This window comes from Aquabacter sp. (assembly GCF_965279295.1).
Lineage (GTDB): Bacteria > Pseudomonadota > Alphaproteobacteria > Rhizobiales > Xanthobacteraceae > Aquabacter.
The window spans coordinates 545,652-566,820 of record NZ_CBDIHQ010000018.1 but is presented as its reverse complement, the minus strand read 5'-3'; the positions used below and the strand labels follow the sequence as shown (position 1 = coordinate 566,820).

18 protein-coding genes are annotated in these 21,169 nt (G+C 63.8%); 14 read left to right on the top strand and 4 right to left on the bottom strand.

The annotated features are described in order from the left end of the window. Window positions 1–155: 155 nt before the first annotated feature. Window positions 156–431, top strand: a complete 276-nt coding sequence (infA, locus tag ADADO0_RS20590) for a translation initiation factor IF-1 (RefSeq protein ID WP_127089831.1) — start codon at window positions 156–158, stop codon at window positions 429–431. A 96-nt stretch (window positions 432–527) separates the two neighbouring features. Here infA and ADADO0_RS20585 read toward each other — a convergent pair whose 3' ends face one another. Continuing rightward, window positions 528–848: a hypothetical protein gene (locus tag ADADO0_RS20585; protein WP_511307060.1), complete on the bottom strand. Its 321-nt coding sequence runs from the start codon at window positions 846–848 to the stop codon at window positions 528–530. Between the two features lie 243 nt (window positions 849–1,091). On the opposite strand from ADADO0_RS20585, the gene ADADO0_RS20580 reads away from it, so the two are divergent. Genes ADADO0_RS20580 through ADADO0_RS20570 form a run of 3 tightly spaced genes read left to right on the top strand, consistent with a single transcriptional unit; the run spans window position 1,092 to window position 3,803 of the window. Further along, window positions 1,092–1,937 (top strand): ABC transporter ATP-binding protein, encoded by an 846-nt coding sequence (locus ADADO0_RS20580; RefSeq protein WP_511307059.1) that lies wholly within the window; start codon window positions 1,092–1,094, stop codon window positions 1,935–1,937. Beyond that, window positions 1,934–2,743, top strand: a complete 810-nt coding sequence (locus ADADO0_RS20575) for an ABC transporter permease (RefSeq protein WP_511307058.1) — start codon at window positions 1,934–1,936, stop codon at window positions 2,741–2,743. Before ADADO0_RS20580 ends, ADADO0_RS20575 begins: the two co-directional genes overlap by 4 nt. A 22-nt stretch (window positions 2,744–2,765) precedes the next feature. Continuing rightward, entirely contained in the window at window positions 2,766–3,803 is a 1,038-nt protein-coding gene (locus tag ADADO0_RS20570; RefSeq protein ID WP_511307057.1) for an ABC transporter substrate-binding protein, read from the top strand. 538 nt (window positions 3,804–4,341) lie between these two features. Here the strand turns inward: ADADO0_RS20570 and ADADO0_RS20565 are convergent. Genes ADADO0_RS20565 through ADADO0_RS20555 form a run of 3 tightly spaced genes read right to left on the bottom strand, consistent with a single transcriptional unit; the run spans window position 4,342 to window position 6,865 of the window. Further along, complete coding sequence (locus ADADO0_RS20565) at window positions 4,342–5,130, bottom strand: SDR family NAD(P)-dependent oxidoreductase (RefSeq protein ID WP_511307056.1); 789 nt, start codon at window positions 5,128–5,130, stop codon at window positions 4,342–4,344. A gap of 47 nt (window positions 5,131–5,177) precedes the next feature. Then, a complete protein-coding gene (locus tag ADADO0_RS20560) occupies window positions 5,178–5,669 on the bottom strand; it encodes a CinA family protein (protein ID WP_511307055.1) in 492 nt (163 codons plus the stop codon). Continuing rightward, window positions 5,666–6,865: a bifunctional 2-C-methyl-D-erythritol 4-phosphate cytidylyltransferase/2-C-methyl-D-erythritol 2,4-cyclodiphosphate synthase gene (locus ADADO0_RS20555; protein WP_511307054.1), complete on the bottom strand. Its 1,200-nt coding sequence runs from the start codon at window positions 6,863–6,865 to the stop codon at window positions 5,666–5,668. The genes ADADO0_RS20560 and ADADO0_RS20555 overlap by 4 nt, the downstream gene beginning before the upstream one ends. 204 nt (window positions 6,866–7,069) lie before the next feature. On the opposite strand from ADADO0_RS20555, the gene dusB reads away from it, so the two are divergent. From dusB to hfq, 10 genes are all read left to right on the top strand, one after another. Then, window positions 7,070–8,125 carry a tRNA dihydrouridine synthase DusB gene (gene dusB, locus ADADO0_RS20550; RefSeq protein ID WP_511307053.1) on the top strand — a complete coding sequence of 352 codons (1,056 nt, stop codon included), beginning with the start codon at window positions 7,070–7,072 and terminating at the stop codon, window positions 8,123–8,125. Further along, a complete protein-coding gene (locus tag ADADO0_RS20545) occupies window positions 8,122–9,246 on the top strand; it encodes a two-component system sensor histidine kinase NtrB (protein WP_511307052.1) in 1,125 nt (374 codons plus the stop codon). The genes dusB and ADADO0_RS20545 overlap by 4 nt, the downstream gene beginning before the upstream one ends. A 7-nt stretch (window positions 9,247–9,253) precedes the next feature. Then, window positions 9,254–10,696 carry a nitrogen regulation protein NR(I) gene (gene ntrC / locus ADADO0_RS20540; protein WP_511307051.1) on the top strand — a complete coding sequence of 481 codons (1,443 nt, stop codon included), beginning with the start codon at window positions 9,254–9,256 and terminating at the stop codon, window positions 10,694–10,696. A 337-nt stretch (window positions 10,697–11,033) separates the two neighbouring features. Further along, a complete protein-coding gene (locus ADADO0_RS20535) occupies window positions 11,034–13,238 on the top strand; it encodes a putative bifunctional diguanylate cyclase/phosphodiesterase (RefSeq protein ID WP_511307050.1) in 2,205 nt (734 codons plus the stop codon). A gap of 135 nt (window positions 13,239–13,373) precedes the next feature. After that, window positions 13,374–15,602 carry a sensor histidine kinase NtrY-like gene (locus ADADO0_RS20530; RefSeq protein WP_511307049.1) on the top strand — a complete coding sequence of 743 codons (2,229 nt, stop codon included), beginning with the start codon at window positions 13,374–13,376 and terminating at the stop codon, window positions 15,600–15,602. 3 nt (window positions 15,603–15,605) lie between these two features. Then, window positions 15,606–16,967 carry a nitrogen assimilation response regulator NtrX gene (ntrX, locus tag ADADO0_RS20525; protein WP_511307048.1) on the top strand — a complete coding sequence of 454 codons (1,362 nt, stop codon included), beginning with the start codon at window positions 15,606–15,608 and terminating at the stop codon, window positions 16,965–16,967. A gap of 107 nt (window positions 16,968–17,074) precedes the next feature. Further along, a complete protein-coding gene (gene trkA, locus ADADO0_RS20520) occupies window positions 17,075–18,451 on the top strand; it encodes a Trk system potassium transporter TrkA (protein ID WP_511307047.1) in 1,377 nt (458 codons plus the stop codon). Between the two features lie 15 nt (window positions 18,452–18,466). Then, entirely contained in the window at window positions 18,467–19,885 is a 1,419-nt protein-coding gene (locus ADADO0_RS20515) for a hypothetical protein (protein WP_511307046.1), read from the top strand. A gap of 15 nt (window positions 19,886–19,900) precedes the next feature. Continuing rightward, entirely contained in the window at window positions 19,901–20,761 is an 861-nt protein-coding gene (locus ADADO0_RS20510; RefSeq protein ID WP_511307045.1) for a D-amino-acid transaminase, read from the top strand. Window positions 20,762–20,904: 143 nt separating this feature from the next. Further along, a complete protein-coding gene (gene hfq, locus ADADO0_RS20505; protein WP_511307044.1) occupies window positions 20,905–21,165 on the top strand; it encodes an RNA chaperone Hfq in 261 nt (86 codons plus the stop codon). Window positions 21,166–21,169: the final 4 nt, after the last annotated feature.

Here is a 21,169-nt window from a genome sequence, read left to right as displayed (position 1 = left end):
TCGAACCGCTTCCCAGCGCGCGGATCACGCTTTAGAGGACGTCCCCAACGCCCGGTTCTCGGGTGATGCGTGGACAATGCGCGATTGGAGAGGGTCAGGGGGCTATGCCCCGGATCGGTCCGGTCTCGGATATTGGGGTAGCCGGAGAAGAATATATGGCGAAGGAAGAACTGCTGGAGTTTGAAGGAACGGTCACGGAAGTCCTGCCGGACGGCAACTTTCGTGTGCGGCTCGACAATGATCACCAGATCCTGGCCTACGCGGCCGGCAAGATGAAGAAGAACCGCATCCGCACCATCGAAGGTGATCGGGTCGTGGTCGAGATGTCGCCTTACGACCTCGATCGCGGACGCATCAATTTCCGCCACAAGGCGGAAGGCTCCATGCCGCCTCCCGGCGCGCGCCGCCAGCAGAACTTCCGTCGCCGCTGACGCACCTTGCCTCTCGGGGCGTTGCGTCGCGTTAGGTTGCCGAATGGCCGGGTTCGACCCGGCCATCGCTGCGATCAACACGGCCGTGCGTGGGCTTCAAATGTTCTGGGCGATGTCCAGCACCATTTCCAGCGTGGTCTCGCGCAGGTCCACCACGAAGCGGCGGCGCATCAGGTAGAGATCCAGGTTTGGCGTGTCGGACAAAGCGATGCGGTCGCCCACCATCATGCCCTCCATGCCATCGATCTGCTCCATAAGCACGGCGAGGCGCGGCCGCAGTCCGTTCCGCACCACATGATTTTGTGCGGCGGTCGTGAGCGCCACGACCTTTCTCACGCGCGCCTGCTGGACCGGCACGGGCTCGTCGTAGCGCGATGCGGGGACCGAGCCCGTGCGACCACGAAAATGCGAATTCATACGTTCCGCCAATCCCTTGAGGGATGCCCCACCCGGCCGTGACGTGTGGTGCGCTGCAATAATTTGTCCGCTGGTTAGAGAAGTTTTGCAACGCACAAAAAGTCTGAATTGGCGTTGACGCTTTCCCCTGTGGCAGCCAGAACACAAAAGTCTCGATGCAGCGCCTCTTTGCGCTGTGGCGGCAGACCGCTACCCTTTCTACGGGACAAAACAGCCGTCTAAAGGCTGAGGCTGATGGGAGGAATGATGGAAGCGCGCGCGGCACAGTCCGCTGCGGGGGACCCGCCCGTCCCGGCGGTTTCGCTCGCCGGGCTGCGGATCACGTTCGCCGGCCAGGGCAAGGAGAGCTTCACCGCTGTCGAGGGCGTCGACCTTGATCTGGCGGATGGGGAGTTCGTCGCCATCGTCGGCCCCACCGGCTGCGGCAAGTCCACGCTGCTCAACGCGACCGCCGGCCTCCTGGTGCCGAGCGCGGGAACCGTAAAGATTTTCGGCGCGCCGCTGACCGGACTGAACAGCCGGGCCGGCTATCTCTTCCAGGCCGAGGCGCTGTTTCCCTGGAAGACCGCGATCGAGAATGTCGCCATCGGCCTGGATGTGGCCGGCGTGCCCTCCGCTGAAGCCCAGGAGCGAGCACGGGCCTGGCTTGCCCGCGTCGGCCTCGCCGCCTTCGCCGCGCGCTACCCGCACCAGCTTTCCGGCGGGCAGAGAAAACGCGTCGGCCTCGCGCAGGTGCTGATCCGCGATCCCAAAATCCTGCTTATGGACGAACCGTTCGGCCCGCTCGACGCCCAGACCCGCCAGATCATGGGCAATCTGCTGCTGGACCTGTGGAATGCCGAGCGCAAGGCGGTGATGTTCGTGACCCACGACCTGGAGGAGGCGATCGCGCTGGCAGACCGGGTGGTCATCATGGGGGCGGGGCCTGCGTCCCGCATCATTGGGGAGTGGCGGGTGGATCTTCCGCGCCCCCGCGATATCTCCGAAGTGCGGCTCGATCATGCGTTCCACACGCTGCACCGGGAAATCTGGTCGGTGCTGCGCGACGAAGTGCTGAAGGGCTACCGGCAGGCGGAGGCGCTGGCATGAAGCGGCGGTTCAGGCTCACCCTGCTTCAGGTGTTGGTTGGCGTCGTCATTATCGCCATCTGGCATTTCGGCTCCACCATCAAGATCCCGGCGGGCGTCCTCACGCAGAAGGCGTTCTATCCGCTGGATCCATTTTTCTTCTCCACGCCGCTCGCGGTGTTCCAGCGCACCTGGCGGGATTTCTACACCGGGGTCATCTGGTATCACCTTGGCATCACGCTGCTTGAAACCGCGCTCGCCTTCGTCATCGGCGCGGTCGGCGGGGTGGTCATCGGCTTCTGGTTCGCGCGCCAGCAGCTCGTCGCGGCGATCTTCGATCCCTATGTGAAGATGGCCAATGCGCTGCCGCGCGTGGTGCTGGCCCCGATCTTCATGCTGTGGCTGGGCCTGGGCATCTGGTCGAAGGTGGCGCTGGGCGTCACCCTGGTGTTCTTCATCGTGTTCTTCAACGTCTACCAGGGCGTGAAGGAGGTGAGCCCCACAGTGCTGTCCAACGCCCGCATGCTGGGCATGAGCGAGCGCCAGCTGATGCGCCATGTCTATTGGCCCTCGGCGCTCTCCTGGATGTTCTCCTCGCTGCACACGGCGGTCGGCTTCGCCTTGGTTGGGGCCGTCGTGGGGGAGTATCTTGGTTCCGCGGCGGGTCTTGGGTATCGCATCCACCAGGCGGAAGGGGTGTTCGACACCACCGGCGTGTTCTCCGGAATGTTCGTGCTCGCGGTGTTCGTCATCATCATCGACGCTGGCGTCACCGCTATCGAAAACCGCCTCATGGTGTGGCGCCCCACACCCTCGGCACAAACATAACAAGCAATCAGGAGGAAGACCCATGAAGACGCTCGCAAGGAGGACCTTCACACAGGCCGCGCTGTTCGCGGTGCTCGGCGCGCTCGCCGTCACGCCGGCTCTGGCGCAGAAGGCGGAGAAGCCGAGCCTGACGCTCGGCGTCGGCGGCAAGCCGCTGCTGTATTATCTCCCGCTGACGATTGCCGAGCGGAACGGCTACTTCAAGGACGAGGGGCTGGACGTCAGCATCAACGACTTCGGCGGCGGCGCCAAATCGCTCCAGGCGCTGATCGGCGGCTCCATCGATGTGGTGACGGGCGCCTATGAGCACACCATCCGCATGCAGGCCAAGGGACAGGACATTGTCGCCACCCTGGAGCTGGGGCGCTTTCCCGGCATCGTCCTGGTGGCGCGCAAGGACAAGGCCGACAAGTACAAGTCCATCAAGGACCTAAAGGGCGCCAAGATCGGCGTTACGGCGCCGGGCTCCTCCACCAACTTCTTCGTCAATTTCCTCCTGGCCAAGAACGGCCTGACGCCGGAGGACGTGTCGTTCGTCGGCGTCGGCGGCGGCGCGTCTGCTGTCGCGCAGATGAAGCGCGGCGAGATCGACGCGATGGCGAACCTTGATCCGGTCATCACCAAGCTGGAGAGCGACGGCGACGTGGTGGTGATGGCGGACAGCCGCACCGAGGCCGGCAACAACGCCATCTTCGGCGGCCAGAACCCGGCGGCGGTGCTCTATTTCAAGACCGACTTCGTGAAGGAGAACCCGATCACCACCCAGAAGCTGACGAACGCCCTCTACAGGGCGCTCAAGTGGCTCCAGACCGCGTCCCCCGAGGATGTGGCCAAGGTGGTGCCCGAGGAATATCTGCTGGGCGACAAGGCGCTCTATATGGCAGCGGTCAAGGCGTCCAAGCCAACCTATTCCCTCACCGGCGTGATCCCGGAAAGCGGAATGAAGAACGCGCTGAACATGCTGGTTGAGTTCGATCCCGAACTGAAGGGTGCGAAGATCGACCTCGCAAAGACGTTCGACGGGTCGTTCGTGAAGAAGTCGGCAGAGACCGTCAAATAATGAGCCGGATGGGGCGCCGCGTGTCGGCACCCCATCCCTGGCTGAAGCCGAGACTTCCAACATCTCCGCTGTTTTAATCGCAGCGGCCGGTGATGTGGGGAGCGTAGATTTCCGGTCTACGCAGAAAAATTTTCACAAACATGCCCTTGTCCGGGCCGATTGCATGCCTATCTCTACGTCAACCCAGCCGACGTTGTGCGCCCTGCACAAGCGGAAGACGGACGGATGTACTCCGATTCCGCTTTAGCGCCGACGGGACCTTCTCTGAAACGACAAGGTCCGCTCCAAGTGAGCAGGGGGAACCGGTGGAGTGACGCGGTTGAGATGCCGCCGCCCCGGTTCCTGGCTGGGGCTTTAATTTCAAATGGCGGCGGCCTCCCTTTGATAAGGCTAGCCGTTGCGTGTGCTAAGGGAGTTTGCCCTCCCTCCCACTGGCCGTCATGCCCGGGCTTGTCCCGGGCATCCACGCCCCGCCGTTCATGCGCACCAGCGGCGCCGCGTGGATGGCCGGGACGAGCCCGGCCATGACGGGTCTCTCTTACCCGTTCCGCCGTTCGCCCCTGAGTGTCGGCAGCCCGATGCCGGCGGCATCGAATCCGCCGTCCACGGCGAGAACCTGCCCGGTGATGTAGCTGGCGCGCGCGGAGCAGAGAAAGAAGATCGCCTCCGCCAGTTCCTCCTCCAGCCCGTAGCGGTTGAGCGGGATCGCGTCGTGATAGTCCGCGCGAATCTCGGGCGAGTGCACGGCCTTCGCCATGGCCGTGTCCACGGGGCCGGGCGCGACGGCATTCACCCGGATGCCCAGGCCAGCCAGTTCCACCGCCATCTGCTTGGTCAGATGCGCCAGGCCCGCCTTGCTGGTGCCGTAGGCAATTCTCAGGGTCGAAGCCCGCAGGCCCGAGATCGAGGTGATGTTGACGATGGCGCCGGACCCCACCTCTCGCATCAACGGAACGGCGGCCTTGATGCACAGAAACGGACCGGTGAGGTTGACCGCGAGTACGCGGTTCCATTCCTCGTCCGTGGTTTCAAGCACCGGCTTGAACACGGCGATGCCGGCATTGTTGACCAAAGCGTCGAGCCGGCCGAACCGCTCCTGAACACCGGCGAACGCCGCCGCGACCGATGTCGCATCGGAGACGTCGCAGACCAGCGCGAGCGTGTCGTCGGGTTGGGTGAGGCCGTCCACGGCCTGTTTCACCAGTTCGCCCTCGACATCAAGGAGCGCCACCTTCCACCCCTCAGCGAGGAAGCGGCGGGCCGTCGCGAGGCCGATGCCGCGACCGGCGCCGGTGATCAGCGCGACCTTTTCAGTTGAAGCCGTCATGGCGCGTCCATCCGTTGCGGTTTGATTTGATTTCGCGGCGCGCGGCGTCAGCCCGCAGCCTCTTCCAGCATTTCAAGCGCGACCAGCACCGAGCGCTTGCGGATTTCATCGCGCGAAAGATCGCCGAACCGCATCTCGCGGTGGCCGACCTTGCTGTCGCGCCGGGCGATCCCGAAATGCACGAGGCCCACCGGCTTCTCGGCCGACCCGCCGCCAGGCCCCGCAACCCCTGTGATGGAGACCGCGAGGTCGGTACCCGCCGCCGCCAGCGCGCCGGCCGCCATGGCCCGCGCCGTTTCCTCGCTAACCGCGCCGAAGCGGGCGAGGGTTTCTTCCGGCACATCGAGCATGTCCGCCTTGGCGGCGTTGGAATAGGTGACGAAGCCCCGGTCCACCACATCCGAGGACCCCGGCACGGCGGTGAGGGCGCCGGCCACCAGTCCGCCGGTGCAGGATTCGGCGGTCGCGATCGTCAGCCCCGCCGCGCGGCAGATTTCGAGCACCACGCGTGCCCGCTCATAGACATCGGCGTCGATCATGCTTCGTCCTCCTCCGGCAGGCGCACCGTGGCGGAAGCCATGGCGGCGATGCCCTCGCGGCGCCCGGTGAAGCCGAGGCGCTCGGTGGTGGTGGCCTTCACGCTGATGCGGCTTTCCGGCAAGCCGACGATCTCGCTGATGCGCGCGCGAATAACGTCGCGATGCGGACCGACCTTGGGGGCCTCGCAGATCAGCGTCAGGTCGAGATGGGCGATGACACCGCCGCGTGCCCGCACGCGATCGGCGGCGAAGGCAAGGAAGCGATCCGAGGTGGCACCCTTCCATTGCGGATCGGAGGGCGGGAAATGCGCGCCGATGTCGCCATCGCACAAGGCGCCGAGGATCGCGTCGGTCAGGGCATGCAGGCCAACATCCGCATCCGAATGCCCGTCGAGGCCGCGATCGAAGGGAATGGCGATGCCGCCGAGCATCACATGGTCACCGGGGCCGAAGGCGTGAACGTCGAAACCGGTGCCGGTGCGCACGTCGTTGAGCGGCGGGCGCAATGCGCGCTCGGCGCTCGCGAGGTCGGCCGGATGGGTCAGTTTCACGTTCGCAGCCTCACCCTCGAAGATCGCCACAGCGTGGCCCGCCCACTCCATCACCGCCGCATCGTCGGTCAGCCCCACGGCCCCGGCGGCATGCGCCCTGGAGTGGGCCTCGCGCAGCATGTCATAGCGGAACGCCTGGGGGGTCTGCACCGCCCGCAGCAGATCGCGCGGCGGCGTGCTTGTCACCATACCGGCCGCATCCACTTGCTTGATCGTATCAGTGACCGCCAGAGCCGGCACGGCCGCGCCGTGGGTGGCGGCCGCAGCGATGGCGCGCGTCACCAGGGCAGGGGAGGCGAAGGGGCGAGCCGCGTCGTGGACCAGAACGAGATTCGGCCTGGAGGCGCTTAAGCCCTCAAGGCCTGCCCGGACCGACCCTTGCCGGTCGGCGCCGCCGGGGACTGGGGCGAGCATCTTGGGCAGGCCGGCGCTCGCCTCGCAGAACAGGTCGTCATCGTCCGGGTGGATCACCGCTTGGACCCAATCGACCCCGGAGTGCTCCGCGAACAGGCGCAGGGTCCGGCGCAGAACGGTTTCGCCGCCGATCAGGCGGTATTGCTTGGGCACGCCGCCCATGCGGTTGCCGCGCCCCGCTGCCACCACGATCACGCCGCACAGCATCGCGTCAGATTCGCTTTCGTTCATTTCGAATCCCTTGAAGCCGGCCTGAGCCTGCGGCGCAAGCCGTCGGCGGGGGCGTCGCCGTGCGCGGAACGGGCCGCAATCCACTGCCCAACTGGGCAATAAGGCATTGTGGCAATGACGCAATATCGGTCATGCGACGAAAGCGATTATGGATCGTTCAATGTGCCCTTGCGTGGGCACCCCGAATGTCTAGAATGTAGGCAAATGACAGGCGGCCTAATTTCTGTGCAGGAAGATTTGTTTCTCTCGCGTCCGCCGCTCCGAATTGGCCGCCACACGCTGCCCAATCCGGTGCTGCTCGCCCCCATGGCAGGCATCACTGACGCCCCCGTGCGCCGTATGGCGGTGCGGCATGGCGCCGGTTTGGTCATTTCAGAAATGGTCGCTAGCGAGGCGCTGCTGACCGGCCACGCCGAGATGATGCTCCGCGCCGAGCGTGCCGGCAGCCCGCTTCACGCTGTGCAACTCGCCGGCAACGAGCCGCGCTGGATGGCCGAAGCCGCCCGCCTCGCCGAGGGGGAGGGCGCCGACATCATCGACATCAACATGGGCTGCCCCGCCAAGCGCGTGACCACCGGCGCCGCCGGCGCGGCGCTGCTGCGGGACCTGCCGCTCGCCACCCGCATCCTGGAGGCGGTGCGCGGGGCTGTGAGCGTGCCGGTGACGCTGAAGACTAGACTTGGTTGGGATGACGGTGCCGACGTCGCTCCAGATCTTGCTGTTCGCGCCGCCGACGTGGGGGTTGATCTGGTCACTGTCCATGGCCGCACTCGCTGCCAATTCTACACCGGGCGGGCCGACTGGAGTGCGGTGCGGGCGGTAAAAGACCGGGTCTCCATCCCCGTGGTGGTGAACGGCGATCTCACCCGCTGCACCGACGCGGTGGCGATGCTGGACGCCTCCGGCGCGGACGCCGTGATGATCGGACGCGGCGCCCAGGGGCGCCCGTGGTTCCCCGGTCAGGTGGCGCGGTTTCTAGCAACCGGAACGGTTTCCAGCGATCCGGATGTCGAGACCCAGCGCGATATTCTGCTGGAAATGTACCAGGGCTGGCTGTCGCTCTACGGCGCCGCGCTCGGCATGCGACAGGCCCGCAAGCATGTGGGCTGGGCCTTGGAAGCCGCTGCCAACACCACCGGGAGGGGCGAGGCCTGGGCCAAATCCTGGCGCAGCCGCCTCCTGACCCTGGAAAACCCCGCCGAGGTCCAAACCGGCATCCGCGACGCATTCGACGATCTAAGCTGGAGGGCCGCAGCATGAAGGCCGAGATGAAGCGTCGGCCCGAGGATTTGAGCTTTACCCGGGCGATCCTGGATGCGGTTCCCCATCCCGTCGTGACCCTGTCCGGGACCGGTCAGATTGTCGATGCAAACGTTGCGGCAGAAGCATTCTTCGAGATGAGCCTGCCAGTTCTGAAGCGCCGCGCTTTCTCCGAATTCGTGCCGTTCGGCACCCCCTTGCTGGGTCTGATCGACCAAGTGCGGGCACGCGGCGCGGCGGTGAATGAATACCGTGTCGACCTCGGCACGCCGCGCAATGGCGGCGAGCGGGTGGTGGATATTCATGTGGCGCCGGTCAACGAACGGCCAGGGCATGTGGTGGTGATGCTCCAGGAGCGCACCATCGCCGACAAGATGGACCGCCAGCTCACCCATCGCGGCGCCGCCCGTTCGGTCAGCGCACTCGCCTCCATGCTAGCCCACGAAATCAAGAACCCGCTTTCCGGCATTCGCGGCGCCGCCCAGCTTCTGGAACAGGCCGCCTCCGACGAAGACCGGGCGCTGACCCGCCTGATCTGCGACGAGGCCGACCGGATCGTGAAGCTGGTTGACCGCATGGAAGTGTTTTCCGATGAGCGCCCCGTCGAGCGCGAGCCGGTGAACATCCACGCCGTTCTTGAGCATGTGCGAACGCTGGCGACATCAGGCTTCGCGCGGCATGTGCGCTTCATTGAGGAATACGACCCCTCGCTGCCGCCTGTGCTGGCAAACCGGGACCAGTTGATCCAGGTGTTCCTCAACCTCGTGAAGAACGCCGCGGAAGCGATCGGGCATGACGGGGATGGAGAAATCCAGCTCACCACGGCGTTTCGGCCGGGCGTGCGCCTCACCGTTCCCGGCACCTCCAGCAGGGTCAGCCTGCCATTGGAATTTTGTGTGAAGGACAATGGTAAGGGCGTGCCAGAAGACCTTCATCCCCACCTGTTCGACCCCTTCGTGACCACCAAGCCGACCGGAAGTGGCCTCGGGCTTGCATTGGTGGCGAAGATCATTGGCGACCATGGTGGGATCGTCGAATGCGACAGCCAGCCCCGCCGCACCACCTTCCGGGTGCTCCTGCCGATGTATCGCGGCAAGCGCGCCGCCGCCGAGGACAACTGAGGTATCCATGCCGACAGGAAGCATCCTGGTCGCCGACGACGACGCTGCGATCCGTACCGTACTCAACCAGGCCCTGTCGCGGGCGGGGTATGAAGTGCGCTCATGCGGGAATGCGGCCACCCTCTGGCGCTGGGTCAGCCAAGGCGACGGCGACCTCGTCATCACCGATGTGGTGATGCCGGACGAAAACGCCTTCGACCTTCTGCCACGCATCAAGAAGGCCCGGCCGGATCTGCCCGTCATCGTCATGAGCGCGCAGAATACGTTCATGACAGCCATCCGCGCTTCCGAGCGGGGCGCCTATGAATATCTGCCCAAGCCCTTCGACCTTAAGGAGCTGATCTCCATCGTCGGCCGCGCTCTGGCCGAACCCAAGAAGGCCGATATCCGCGTTCTTGGGGTCGAGGACCAAGAGAATATTCCGCTGGTCGGCCGTTCGCCGGCCATGCAGGAAATCTATCGCCTTCTCGCCCGGCTTATGCAGACCGATCTCACCGTGATGATCGCGGGCGAAAGCGGTACCGGCAAGGAACTGGTGGCGCGCGCGCTCCATGATTACGGAAAGCGGCGCAACGGGCCGTTCGTGGCGATCAATATGGCCGCGATCCCGCGCGACCTGATCGAAAGCGAACTGTTCGGCCACGAGAAAGGCTCGTTCACCGGCGCTACGACGCGCAATCCCGGCCGCTTCGAGCAGGCCGAGAGTGGAACACTGTTTCTGGATGAAATCGGCGACATGCCGATGGAGGCGCAGACCCGCCTGCTGCGTGTCCTCCAGCAGGGTGAGTACACCACGGTCGGTGGGCGCACGCCCATCAAGACCGATGTGCGCATCATCGCCGCCACCAACAAGGATCTGCGCACGCTGATCCAGCAGGGGCTGTTCCGCGAAGACCTGTTCTTCCGCCTCAATGTCGTTCCGCTGCGTCTTCCGCCGCTGCGCGAGCGCGCCGAAGACGTGCCGGATTTGGTGCGCCACTTCTTCCTTCAGGCGGAGCGGGAAGGGTTACCGGCCAAGCAGATCGATGTCGCCGCGCTCGATCGACTGAAGCGTTATCGCTGGCCGGGTAACGTCCGCGAACTCGAAAATCTTGTGCGGCGTCTGTCGGCGTTATACCCTCAGGAGATCATCAGTCCCGGCATCATCGAGGCGGAACTGTCGGAGCCGCTGCCCAGCGCGCTTTCGGAGGACGGCCCAGCGGATGCCACCCTGGGCGCTTCCGTCGAACGTCATCTGAATACGTATTTCGGAGGGTTCGGCGAAGATTTGCCACCTCCCGGCCTGTACCACCGCATCCTCAAGGACCTGGAATATCCGCTTCTCTCCGCAGCTTTGGCAGCCACGCGCGGCAACCAGATCAAGGCGGCGGAACTGCTCGGTCTCAATCGCAACACCCTGCGAAAGAAGATCCGGGACCTCGATATCCAGGTCATTCGCACCAGCCGCTAGGCAATTTCCGGAAGAAGCCGTTATTGTCTCAAACCCATCATGATCCGGCTGTCCGGTCATGATGGGGCGTTCCATTATGAATGCTGAAGAGAAGCACGTCGCACATCCCTCGACGATCTTGTCCCCGCGATCATCAGCATGTGCTGGCCCAAATGGGTCAGCTCGTTCTGGCATGCTGCTTATCTCAATGACCCCGCTGGTGTATTCGGCCGCATCGCCTTCGATATTTTTGAAATTAAAAGAGAATTCTAAAATGTGCGGCAGTGGCGAACGGCCGAGCTTTAGTTTGTAGTTTTCGCGCGGAGGTGCATACTCGACCGAAATCGGCGGGGTCGAGGTGGTGGAAGAAGGCGCATCAAACGCCGGCCGGCTCCTCGGTGCGCTGAGTGCGTTCATCGGATCAGTTGGCACGCGGGGCAACTGGCTGGAGGCCGTTCCAACGTTTTTCGAAACGCTCGCGACAATTCAATCCTACGATCGCGTCGCACTCTTTTACGTGCATGAAGCAAGCGGAGTCGGGCTCGGCGTTTCCTGCCGCATTGACTGGGCTTCGCCAGGCTTGCGTAATTTAACGGATAACGCACACCCGCCCGTTCGGCCAATTGAGGGCGATCCGACACAGCAGGATTGGGCCGCTCGGCGATCACGCGGCGAGATGATCGAGGGTGTTGCGTACGAACTCGACGGCTACCTCGGGCGCTACTTTCGAGAAAACGGCATCGTCCGTTTCCTCACAGTGCCGATTATGGTGGACGGCAGGTGGTGGGGTCACCTTTGCGTCAGCTTGGCTGACATCTCTCACGTCTGGAGCACCATCGAGCGCGATTTGCTCCGGGCCGCAGCGGCGATCATAGCGCGCTGTGAGGACTGGTCTCAGTCGGATCAGAGTATCAATGAAGCCACCCGCCTGGCCATGCTCAACACGTCGGTGGACGGCATCGTCTCCATCAATGAGGCCGGGCTGATCATCGAGTTCAATCCTGCTGCCGAGCGGATGTTCGGTTATAAGCGCCAGGACGTGATCGGCCGCCAGCTGGGAGATACGATCATTTCGGCCCGCCATGCCTCTGCCCACAAGGTTGGGCTGACGCGATATATCGCCGGCGGCGCCGCCACGTTGATCGGCCGCCGCGTGGAGACCGAGGCGCGCCGTGCGGATGGCGAGATCTTTCCGATCGAATTGACTGTGACCGAGGTCAAGGCAGACTATCGCCGCCTATTCACCGCCTATATCCGCGAAATTTCAGATCGGCTTGCGGCTCGTGCGCGGCTTGAACGCCTTGCTTATCAGGACCCTCTGACGGGGTTGCCGAACCGGACCGGGCTTCTGCGTGCCGTCGCCGCGGGTGGGGGCGTGGCGGGCGGGGCGTTGGTTCTGCGGCTGCCCGATCTCGCGATCCTCGCCGCCAGCCTCGGCGATGCCTTCATAGAGCCCCTGATATCGGCAATTGCCCTTAGGCTCAGGGCCGTTCTTCCCAGCGACGCCATTCTTGCCCGAACGGGTGAAAGTGAATTCGCGGCATTGTTTATCCGCCCAGGAGCGGTGGATGCGGCCGGGATTCTGCTGGAGCAGGCGATGCTCGCTCCGATTGAGACGGAGGGCCGCCGTTTTTTTGTCCGGGGCAATATCGGGATGGCAAGAACGGGTGGACCCGTCGAGCCAATCCTGCGGAATGCCGAGATGGCCTCGCGCGCGGGGAGCGGCGGGCTGCACATTTTCAACGACACGATCCGTGCCGGGCACCAGGTACGGCTTAATCTGGAGATCGCTCTGCGTGAGGCATTGATCCGGCATTCAGATGAAATTTTTCCCATGTTCCAGCCGATCCGGGAGACCACGACCGGACGGGTGGCCGGCTTCGAGGCATTGGCCCGCTGGCGCCATCCGGTTCAGGGGATGATTTCCCCAGTGGAATTCATCCCGCTGGCAGAGGAGGCGGGGCTCGCGGACAGTTTGGGCGACCTGATGCTGGAGCGGGCCTCCAGTGCGTGCGCTCAGTGGAACCGGCTTCGCGAAGGGCGGGGGCTTCCACCGCGCTATGTCTCGGTCAATCTCTCTGCAAAGCAGCTCTCCGCGCCCGATCTGGTGCCACGCATCATCGCCATTCTCCAGCGCAACGGTTTGGCGGGGGACCAAGTGCGATTTGAGCTGACAGAGAGCACACTACTTTCCCAGCCCGTCGCAGGCGGGCGCATATTGCAAAGGCTGCAAGGCCTGGGTTGCCTTATCGCGATCGATGATTTCGGGACCGGTTATTCCAATCTCAGCTATCTCCAGGGCCTGCCAGCGGATGTGCTGAAGCTCGACAAATCGTTCTTAAACAATCTTGAACACGATCTGCGCGCCCGCAAGATCGTCTCTGTGATTGTCGACCTCGCTCATACCCTCGGCTTGACGGTTGTGGCGGAGGGTGTGGAAAATATTTCCACCCTCCACGAAATCCGCGAAGCGGGATGCGATTTCGTCCAAGGTTTCCTGCTCGGACGGCCCATGCTGTTTCATGACGCGGCAGTGGTGGAAGACGATCTCGCCTGTTCTTGAGCCGGGTTTCGACCGCAATCGATCCTCAGGGGACAAAATCCGCGCTTGCGGTGGTTCCGTCTGTCACATTTTTGCACCAGTGTCGTTCCACAGCATCATGTGGCCGCGACTCGTCCACACTTCTGGGTAAGCCGAATGAATGTGACACCCCTGGATCGATCGGACGGCAACCCCGCAGGTATCGGCGGGGGCCCGGCGAGTTTCGGGTGGTTCGCCCCGACGATGGTGCTGCTGGCCCTGGCGTCGGCGTTGACCACCTTCCTGATCCTCATGGGGCTTACCCCGGTTATTCCCAGCCATGAGGTCGTCATCGGCCTTCTCGCGGGCAATGCTTTCGCCGTCATCGTTCTTGGCGCCATGGTGGGCCGCGAGGTTTGGCGGATCGCGCGGGCCCGAGCACGCGGGCGGGCGGCGGCGCGCCTGCATGTGCGCATCGTCGGGCTGTTCGCGGTGGTGGCTGTGGTGCCGGCGATCCTGGTGGCTGTGGTGGCGAGCCTGACGCTTGATCGCGGGCTCGACCGCTGGTTTTCCATCCGCACCCGAGACATCGTCGCGAGCGCGGTGCAGGTGGCGCAGACCTATGTGCGCGAGCACGCCTTGAACATCCGCGGCGATGTGCTCGCCATGAGCAGCGACCTCACGCGGCTGAAGCCTATGTATGAAAACGACCGGGCTCGGTTCCAACAGGTGCTGACCGCACAGGCGGCGTTGCGCAATCTGCCGGGCTCGGTCCTCATCCGGAGCGACCTTTCCGTGGTCGAGCGCGCCCAGGTGAATTCCGGACGCGAGTTCCTGGTCCCGGCCAATATCGCCATAGCCGATGCCACCACCGAGCAGCCGATCATCTACCTTCCCAATGACGCCGACTTCGTGGGCGCGTTGGTGAAGCTGAAGGATTACGAAGACCTGTATCTTTACGTCGCCCGGCCCATCGATCCACGCGTCATCGGCTATCTCAAGACCACGCAGGAAACCCTCGCGGATTATCAGAGCCTGGAGCAGCGGCGGTTCGGCGTGCAGGTGGCGTTCGCGCTGATGTACGCAGTCATCACCCTCATCGTGCTGCTTTCGGCGGTGTGGCTCGGCATCAATTTCTCCAAATGGCTGGTGGCACCGATCCGCAGGCTGATTTCCGCCGCCAATCATGTGGCGGACGGGAATCTCGACGTGCAGGTACCGATCTATCGCTCGGAGGGCGATCTCGCGGCGCTCGGCGAAACCTTCAACAAGATGACCGCAGAACTGCGGACCCAGCACAGCGACCTGACGCGTGCGAACGATCAGATCGATCGCCGTCGCCGTTTCACCGAGGCTGTGCTCTCCGGCGTCGGCGCCGGCGTGATCGGCCTCGATCCCGAGGCGCGCGTCACCATTCTCAACCGCTCCGCCGAGCGCCTCGTGGGCGTCAAGGAGAGCGAGGCGCTCGGTCTTTCCCTGGCTGAGGTGGTGCCGGAAGCCGCTGCCCTGGTGAAAGAGGCGGAGACGGCGCGCCAACGCTTCGTGCAAGGCAATATCACCCTCACGCGCGAGGGGCGCGAGCGTATCTTCGCTGTGCGCGTCACGACCGAGCAGTCGGGCGAGGAGGGGCACGGCTGGGTGGTCACGCTTGATGACATCACCGCCCTGATTTCTGCACAGCGCACCTCAGCCTGGGCGGATGTGGCGCGCCGTATCGCTCATGAGATCAAGAACCCGCTGACACCCATTCAGCTTTCCGCCGAGCGCCTGAAGCGCAAATACGGCAAGCTTATCACCCAGGATCGAGACGTGTTCGATCAATGCACCGATACGATCATCCGGCAGGTGGGGGACATCGGCCGCATGGTGGATGAGTTTTCTTCCTTTGCCCGCATGCCCAAGCCTGTGGTGGACAGCCAGGATTTGGCGGAAACCCTGCGTCAAAGTGTGTTTTTAATGCGGGTTGGCCATCCTGAGGTCACGTTCGAGGCGGAAATCCCGACCTCCCTCCCGGCGCGCTTCGACAGGCGCCTTATTTCACAAGCCTTGACCAACATCCTGAAGAACGCCGCGGAGGCCATCGAGGCCGTTCCGGCGCAAGAGCGCGGCAAAGGTCGCATTCGCGTGAGCGCGGATCGCATCGGAGACGATTTGGTGGTGGACGTGATCGACAACGGACTAGGCCTTCCCCAGGAGAACCGGAACCGGCTGCTGGAACCTTATGTGACCACGCGCGAAAAGGGCACGGGCCTCGGCCTCGCCATCGTCGGGAAAATCATGGAAGAGCATGGCGGGGGAATTGAGCTGAACGATGCACCGGACGAGCGGGGGGCTTGGGTTCGGCTACGAATTCGCGCAGACGGCCCGGTTGCGGCTGAGCCCGCAGCGGCGGCACAGGGAGCCTGAACAATGGCGCAAGACATCCTGGTCGTCGATGACGAAGCCGATATTCGCGATCTTGTAGCGGGCATCCTTCAGGACGAAGGTTTCTCCGCGCGCACCGCGCGCGATGCGGACACGGCCCTCGCTGCCATCGCCGCCCGCCGGCCCAACCTGATCTTTCTCGACATCTGGCTCCAGGGCAGCCGCCTGGACGGGCTAGAGCTGCTCGACGTCATCAAGGCGGAGCATCCAGACGTGCCGGTGGTGATGATTTCCGGCCACGGCAACATTGAGACAGCGGTCGCCGCCATCAAGCGCGGTGCCTATGATTTCGTGGAGAAGCCGTTCAACGCGGACAGGCTTCTGGTGATTGCCCAGCGCGCGCTTGAAACTTTGCGGCTGCGCCGCGAGGTCCGCGAGCTGAAGCAACTGACGCCGCACAAGCTGGTAGGACGCTCAAGCGCCATTCAGCAATTGCGCTCGACCGTCGAGCGGGTGGGGCCGACCAATTCGCGCATCTTGATAATCGGGCCTTCCGGCTCGGGCAAGGAGCTTGCGGCCCGCATGATCCATGCGGCTTCGACCCGTGCGAATGGCCCATTCGTCGTCATCAATGCCGCCGCCATAACGCCCGAGCGCCTGGAGTTCGAGCTGTTCGGCGTGCAGCAGAGTGAGGGGCAGGACCAGCGGCGCGGCGCTCTTGAAGAGGCGCACGGCGGCACGCTTTTCCTCGACGAAATCGCCGACATGCCCCGCGAGACCCAGAATCGGGTGCTGCGCGTTCTGGTGGAGCAGACCTTCAACCGCATCGGTGGAACCGACAAGGTCAGCGTGGATGTGCGCATCATCTCCTCCACCGGTCGCAACCTGGAGGAGGAGATCGCCAAGGGGCGTTTCCGCGAAGACCTCTACCACCGCCTCTCGGTGGTGCCGATCCGCGTGCCTCCACTGGCCGAGCGGCGCGAGGACATACCGGACCTGGTGGACTTCTTCATCGAGCTGATTTCCCAGACCACGGGTCTTCCGAAGCGCCTGATTGCTGAAGATGCCATGGCGGTGCTTCAGTCCCACGACTGGCCGGGCAATGTTCGCCAACTCCGCAACAATGTGGAGCGGGTGCTGATCCTCGCAGGCGGGGATCCCGAGGGCATCGTCACCGCCTCCATGCTGCCTCCGGATGTGGGCGCCCTGGTGCCGAACCTGCCGACCGGAAACGGCGGCGAGCATCTGATGGGCCTTCCGCTACGGGAGGCGCGCGAGGTGTTCGAGCGCGAGTATCTGGCAGCGCAGATCAATCGCTTCGGCGGCAACATCTCACGCACCGCGGAGTTCGTCGGCATGGAGCGGTCCGCCTTGCACCGAAAGCTCAAGGCGCTTGGTGTAGGCTGACGCAGCGGCTTTCGTATCGTTAGCGGGGGCAGGCCGAAAACCCGGGCGCTGCCATAGGCGTTGCACGGACGAAGGGTTAAGCTCGAAATCGATTGGGGGAATCGTCGATGAAGGTCGTGATCTGCGGAGCTGGGCAGGTAGGGTTTGGCATTGCCGAACGCCTCGCGGTCGAGCAGCACGACGTGTCGATCATCGATGCCGACCCCCGGCGCATTCAGGTTGCGACCGAACAACTCGACGTCCACGGCGTTGTGGGGCACGGTTCGCATCCCGACGTGCTCGCCCGTGCCGGCATCGAGCAAGCCGACATGCTGATTGCCGTGACCTTGTCGGACGAGGTCAACATGGTGGCGTGCCAGGTTGGCTATTCCCTGTTCAATGTCCCAACCAAGGTCGCGCGCATCCGCGCCCAGACCTATCTCCAGCCGGAGTGGCGCGAGATGCTCTCGCGCGACCATCTGCCGGTGGATGTCGTGATTTCCCCAGAGGTGGAAGTGGGCGAGACGGTGCTGCGCCGCCTTTCGCTTCCCGGCGCGATCGATACGGTTAGCTTTTCCGACGGCGCGGTGGTGGTTGCAGGCGTCTATTGCGGCGAGGATTGTCCCATCCTCGAGACGCCGTTGCGTGAACTGACCCAGCTTTTTCCCGACCTGCGGGCGACCATCGTCGCGGTGCTCCGAAACGGCAAGCCGGTGGTGCTGAAGAGTTCGGACCATATCCGGGCCGGTGACGTGGCCTATTTCGTCGCCCAGGCCGCGCAGGTGCGCCGGACACTGTCGATCTTCGGACACGACGAAATTCCAGGCCAGCGCATCGTCATCGCGGGCGGGGGCAATATCGGCCTTTACGTTGCGCAGGAATTGGAGCGCCGGAATTCGGCCGCCAAAATCAAGGTCATCGAGGCCGGGCGTGAGCGGGCGCAACTGATCGCCGAAACGCTACAGCGTTCGGTGGTGCTCCACGGCGATGCGCTTGCGCGGGAACTGCTCGACGAGGCAGGTGTACCCGACGCGGACACCATGATCGCTCTGACCAACGACGACCGCATCAACATCCTCTCCTGCCTGCTCGCCAAGCAGATCGGGGCGCGGCGCATCCTCTCGCTGGTCAATGAGCAAGGCTATGCCGCCTTCGCCCAGGGCTTGGGGATCGATGCGCACGTAAATCCACGCCAGATCACCGTCTCGAAAATTCTCCAGCATGTACGTCGTGGCCGAATTCGCGGCGTTCACTCTTTGCTGGACGGCACGGGTGAGATGATCGAGGCGGAGGCGTTGGAGACCTCGCCCCTGGTCGGCCGTCCTTTGCGCGATATAGACCTGCTCGAGGGATTGCGTGTCGGCGCCATCGTGCGCAATGGCGAGGTCATTTTGCCGACCGGCGACACTGTGGTTCGGGCGCAGGACCGCGTGATCCTGTTTGCTCTCGCCGAACGCATCAAGCGCGTGGAACAGTTGTTCCGCGTTAGCCTCGAATTCTTCTGAGCCACCGAGCTTTCCATGGCGTCCATCGTCCGCCTTCTCGCCCTCGCGCTTGCCTGGACCGGCCTCATGGCGCTCGTGCCGGCGCTGGTTTCCATGCGCTGGGCGGAGGGGATGGCGCCGGCCTTTCTTGCCACCTGCCTGGTTTGTATCTTCCTCGCTGTCGCCATGCGGTTTGCCAGCGCGGGTCTCGGGGGGCGTATCCGGCGCTTTCAGGTATTTGCCGCTCTGGCGGGCCTCTGGCTCATCGTTCCCTTGCTTGCCGCACCAGCCATTGCAGAGGCGACCGGCCTTAGCCTTTGGCGGTCCTGGTTCGAGGCGCTATCGGCCTTTACGGCCACTGGGTTCACGGCGGTTGAGAGCGGGCCGAGAAGCCTGTTCATCTGGTTCGCACTCCTGCAATGGAGCGGTGGGCTGCTCACCATCGTCTCTGGTGTCGCGGTTTTGGCGCCGGCCGGCATTGCCGGCTTGCCCAACCGCGCCGTTCATCATCTTGATGAGATCGATGCGGTGGATACGGCCGGCGTTCTGAGGGATGTGGCGCCGGTCTATGCCGGGATCACATTTCTCTCCTTTCTGGCGATGCTGATGTGTGGCACGGGGCTTTATTCGGCCTTCTGCCTCGCCACCGCTGCGACCTCAGCAGGCGCGCATCTGCCGCCCGAGGCGCGTGCTGCGTTGGAAGGCGGCTTCGCCACACGCTGGGCGCTGCTGCCCTTCTTGCTCTGGGCGGCCACCAGCGTGCGCTGGCACAAAGCCCTCGTAAGCCGGCGGATCCATGCCGCGCCAGAGCAGCCGGAAAGCCTCCTGCTTCTTGGCTATTGGCTGGTGCTGGGCGTGATCTTTTCCGTCATCCTGTTCCGGCTCCCCTTCGACATGCAGGTTGGCGAAGCCTTCGGGCAGGGCCTGTTCGCCGCTGCCTCGCTCATCTCTACGAGCGGCATGCTCCCGGCGTCGGATACCTATACCGGCCTGCCGGCGGCTCTTTTGCTATTGGTCGCTTTAGTCGGCGGCGGTGCGCTGTCGGTTGCCGGCGGCCTCAAAATCCTGCGGGTGCGCGCCATGCTGCTTCGAGCCCGTGGCGATCTCTTGCGGCTTATCTCGCCGAATGTGGTGCAGCCCTCGCGCACCGGCGAGGGTGGAGTGGGTTCGGCGATGCGCGGGGTGTGGGTCGGCATGGTCAGCATGTTCGCAACCCTCGCGATCACGCTCATTGCCATCGGTGCCGGCGCGCCAAGCTTTGAAGCCGCTGTGACCGGGGCCGTTGCGGCGATCACGAATACCGGGCCGCTCTATGACGAATCCGGCGCCGGCTGGCCTTCCATTTCATCCTTGCCGCCGCTCTCGGTGCTGGGCGCGGCCTTCGCCATGATCGCGGGGCGGCTGGAGACTGTGGGCGCTTTCGTGCTTATTCATCTGGCCGTCTGGCGCACCTGAGGTCGAGCCCGTTCCATGTCGCGCATCGCTTATGTCAACGGCCGCTACGTGCGGCACGGCAATGCCGTGGTCCACATCGAGGATCGTGGCTATCAGTTCGCCGATGGGGTCTATGAGGTCTGCGAGGTGCGGGCGGGACACCTGATCGACGTGCGCCGGCATCTTGACCGGCTTGATCGGTCGCTGAGTGAATTGCGCATCAAGTCCCCCATGTCTCGTGCCGCGCTCCAGGTGGTGTTGACGGAGACGGTGCGCCGGAATGGCGTGCGCAACGGTCTGGTCTATCTCCAGGTGACGCGCGGCGTGGCGCGGCGCGACCATGCGTTTCCAGCCGGCAACATCGCCCCCTCGATCGTGGTGACTGCCCGTTCGACGGATGGCGCGGCTCTGGAAAAAACCGCTGCCACCGGCGTTGCTGTGATCACCGTGCCGGACAATCGTTGGGAGCGGGTCGATATCAAGACGGTCGGGCTGCTACCGAACGTTTTGGCAAAGCAGAAAGCGAAGGAAGCAGGAGCACGGGAAGCTTGGTTCGTGGACGAACACGGCAAGATCACCGAGGGGTCCTCGACCAACGCCTGGATCGTCAGTCGTGACGGGGCACTGGTGACGCGCTCGGCCGATACCGGCATTTTGCGCGGAATTACCCGAACAGTGCTGATGGACGTAGCGGCACAAGAGGGTTTGAGTGTCGAGGAACGGCCTTTTACCCGTGCTGAAGCCCTGCAGGCGCGAGAGGCTTTCATCTCCTCAGCATCGGGAATCGTGCTGCCGGTCACTGTCATCGACGGCGAAAAAATCGGTGATGGTACGGTGGGGCCAGTCGCGCAAAAGTTGCGTGCGCGCTTCCACGATTTGGCAGAAATCAGCCGATGATGCAGTGCAGCGCAGAATGGTGCGGAGCAAAATATCCTTGCACCTTCCACGCGCTGTGCCATCCTAGGAAGTCTAAATCCCGCCCGTTCGGTTGCAATTGAACCGGGGAGGGTGGGGCAACGCCGAAACAATGGAATACGAAAATGGCGGCGGAACGCACACAAAATCTTCAGGACACATTCCTGAACCACGTACGCAAGAGCAAGGTCCCCCTCACCATCTTCCTCGTGAATGGGGTCAAACTTCAAGGCGTCGTCACCTGGTTTGATAATTTCTGCGTGTTGCTGCGGCGGGACGGGCATTCCCAGCTGGTTTACAAGCACGCAATCTCCACCATTATGCCTGGACACCCCGTGCAATTGTTCGATCCCTCGGACGAGGCTGCGGCGGTGGAGAAGGCTTAGCCGC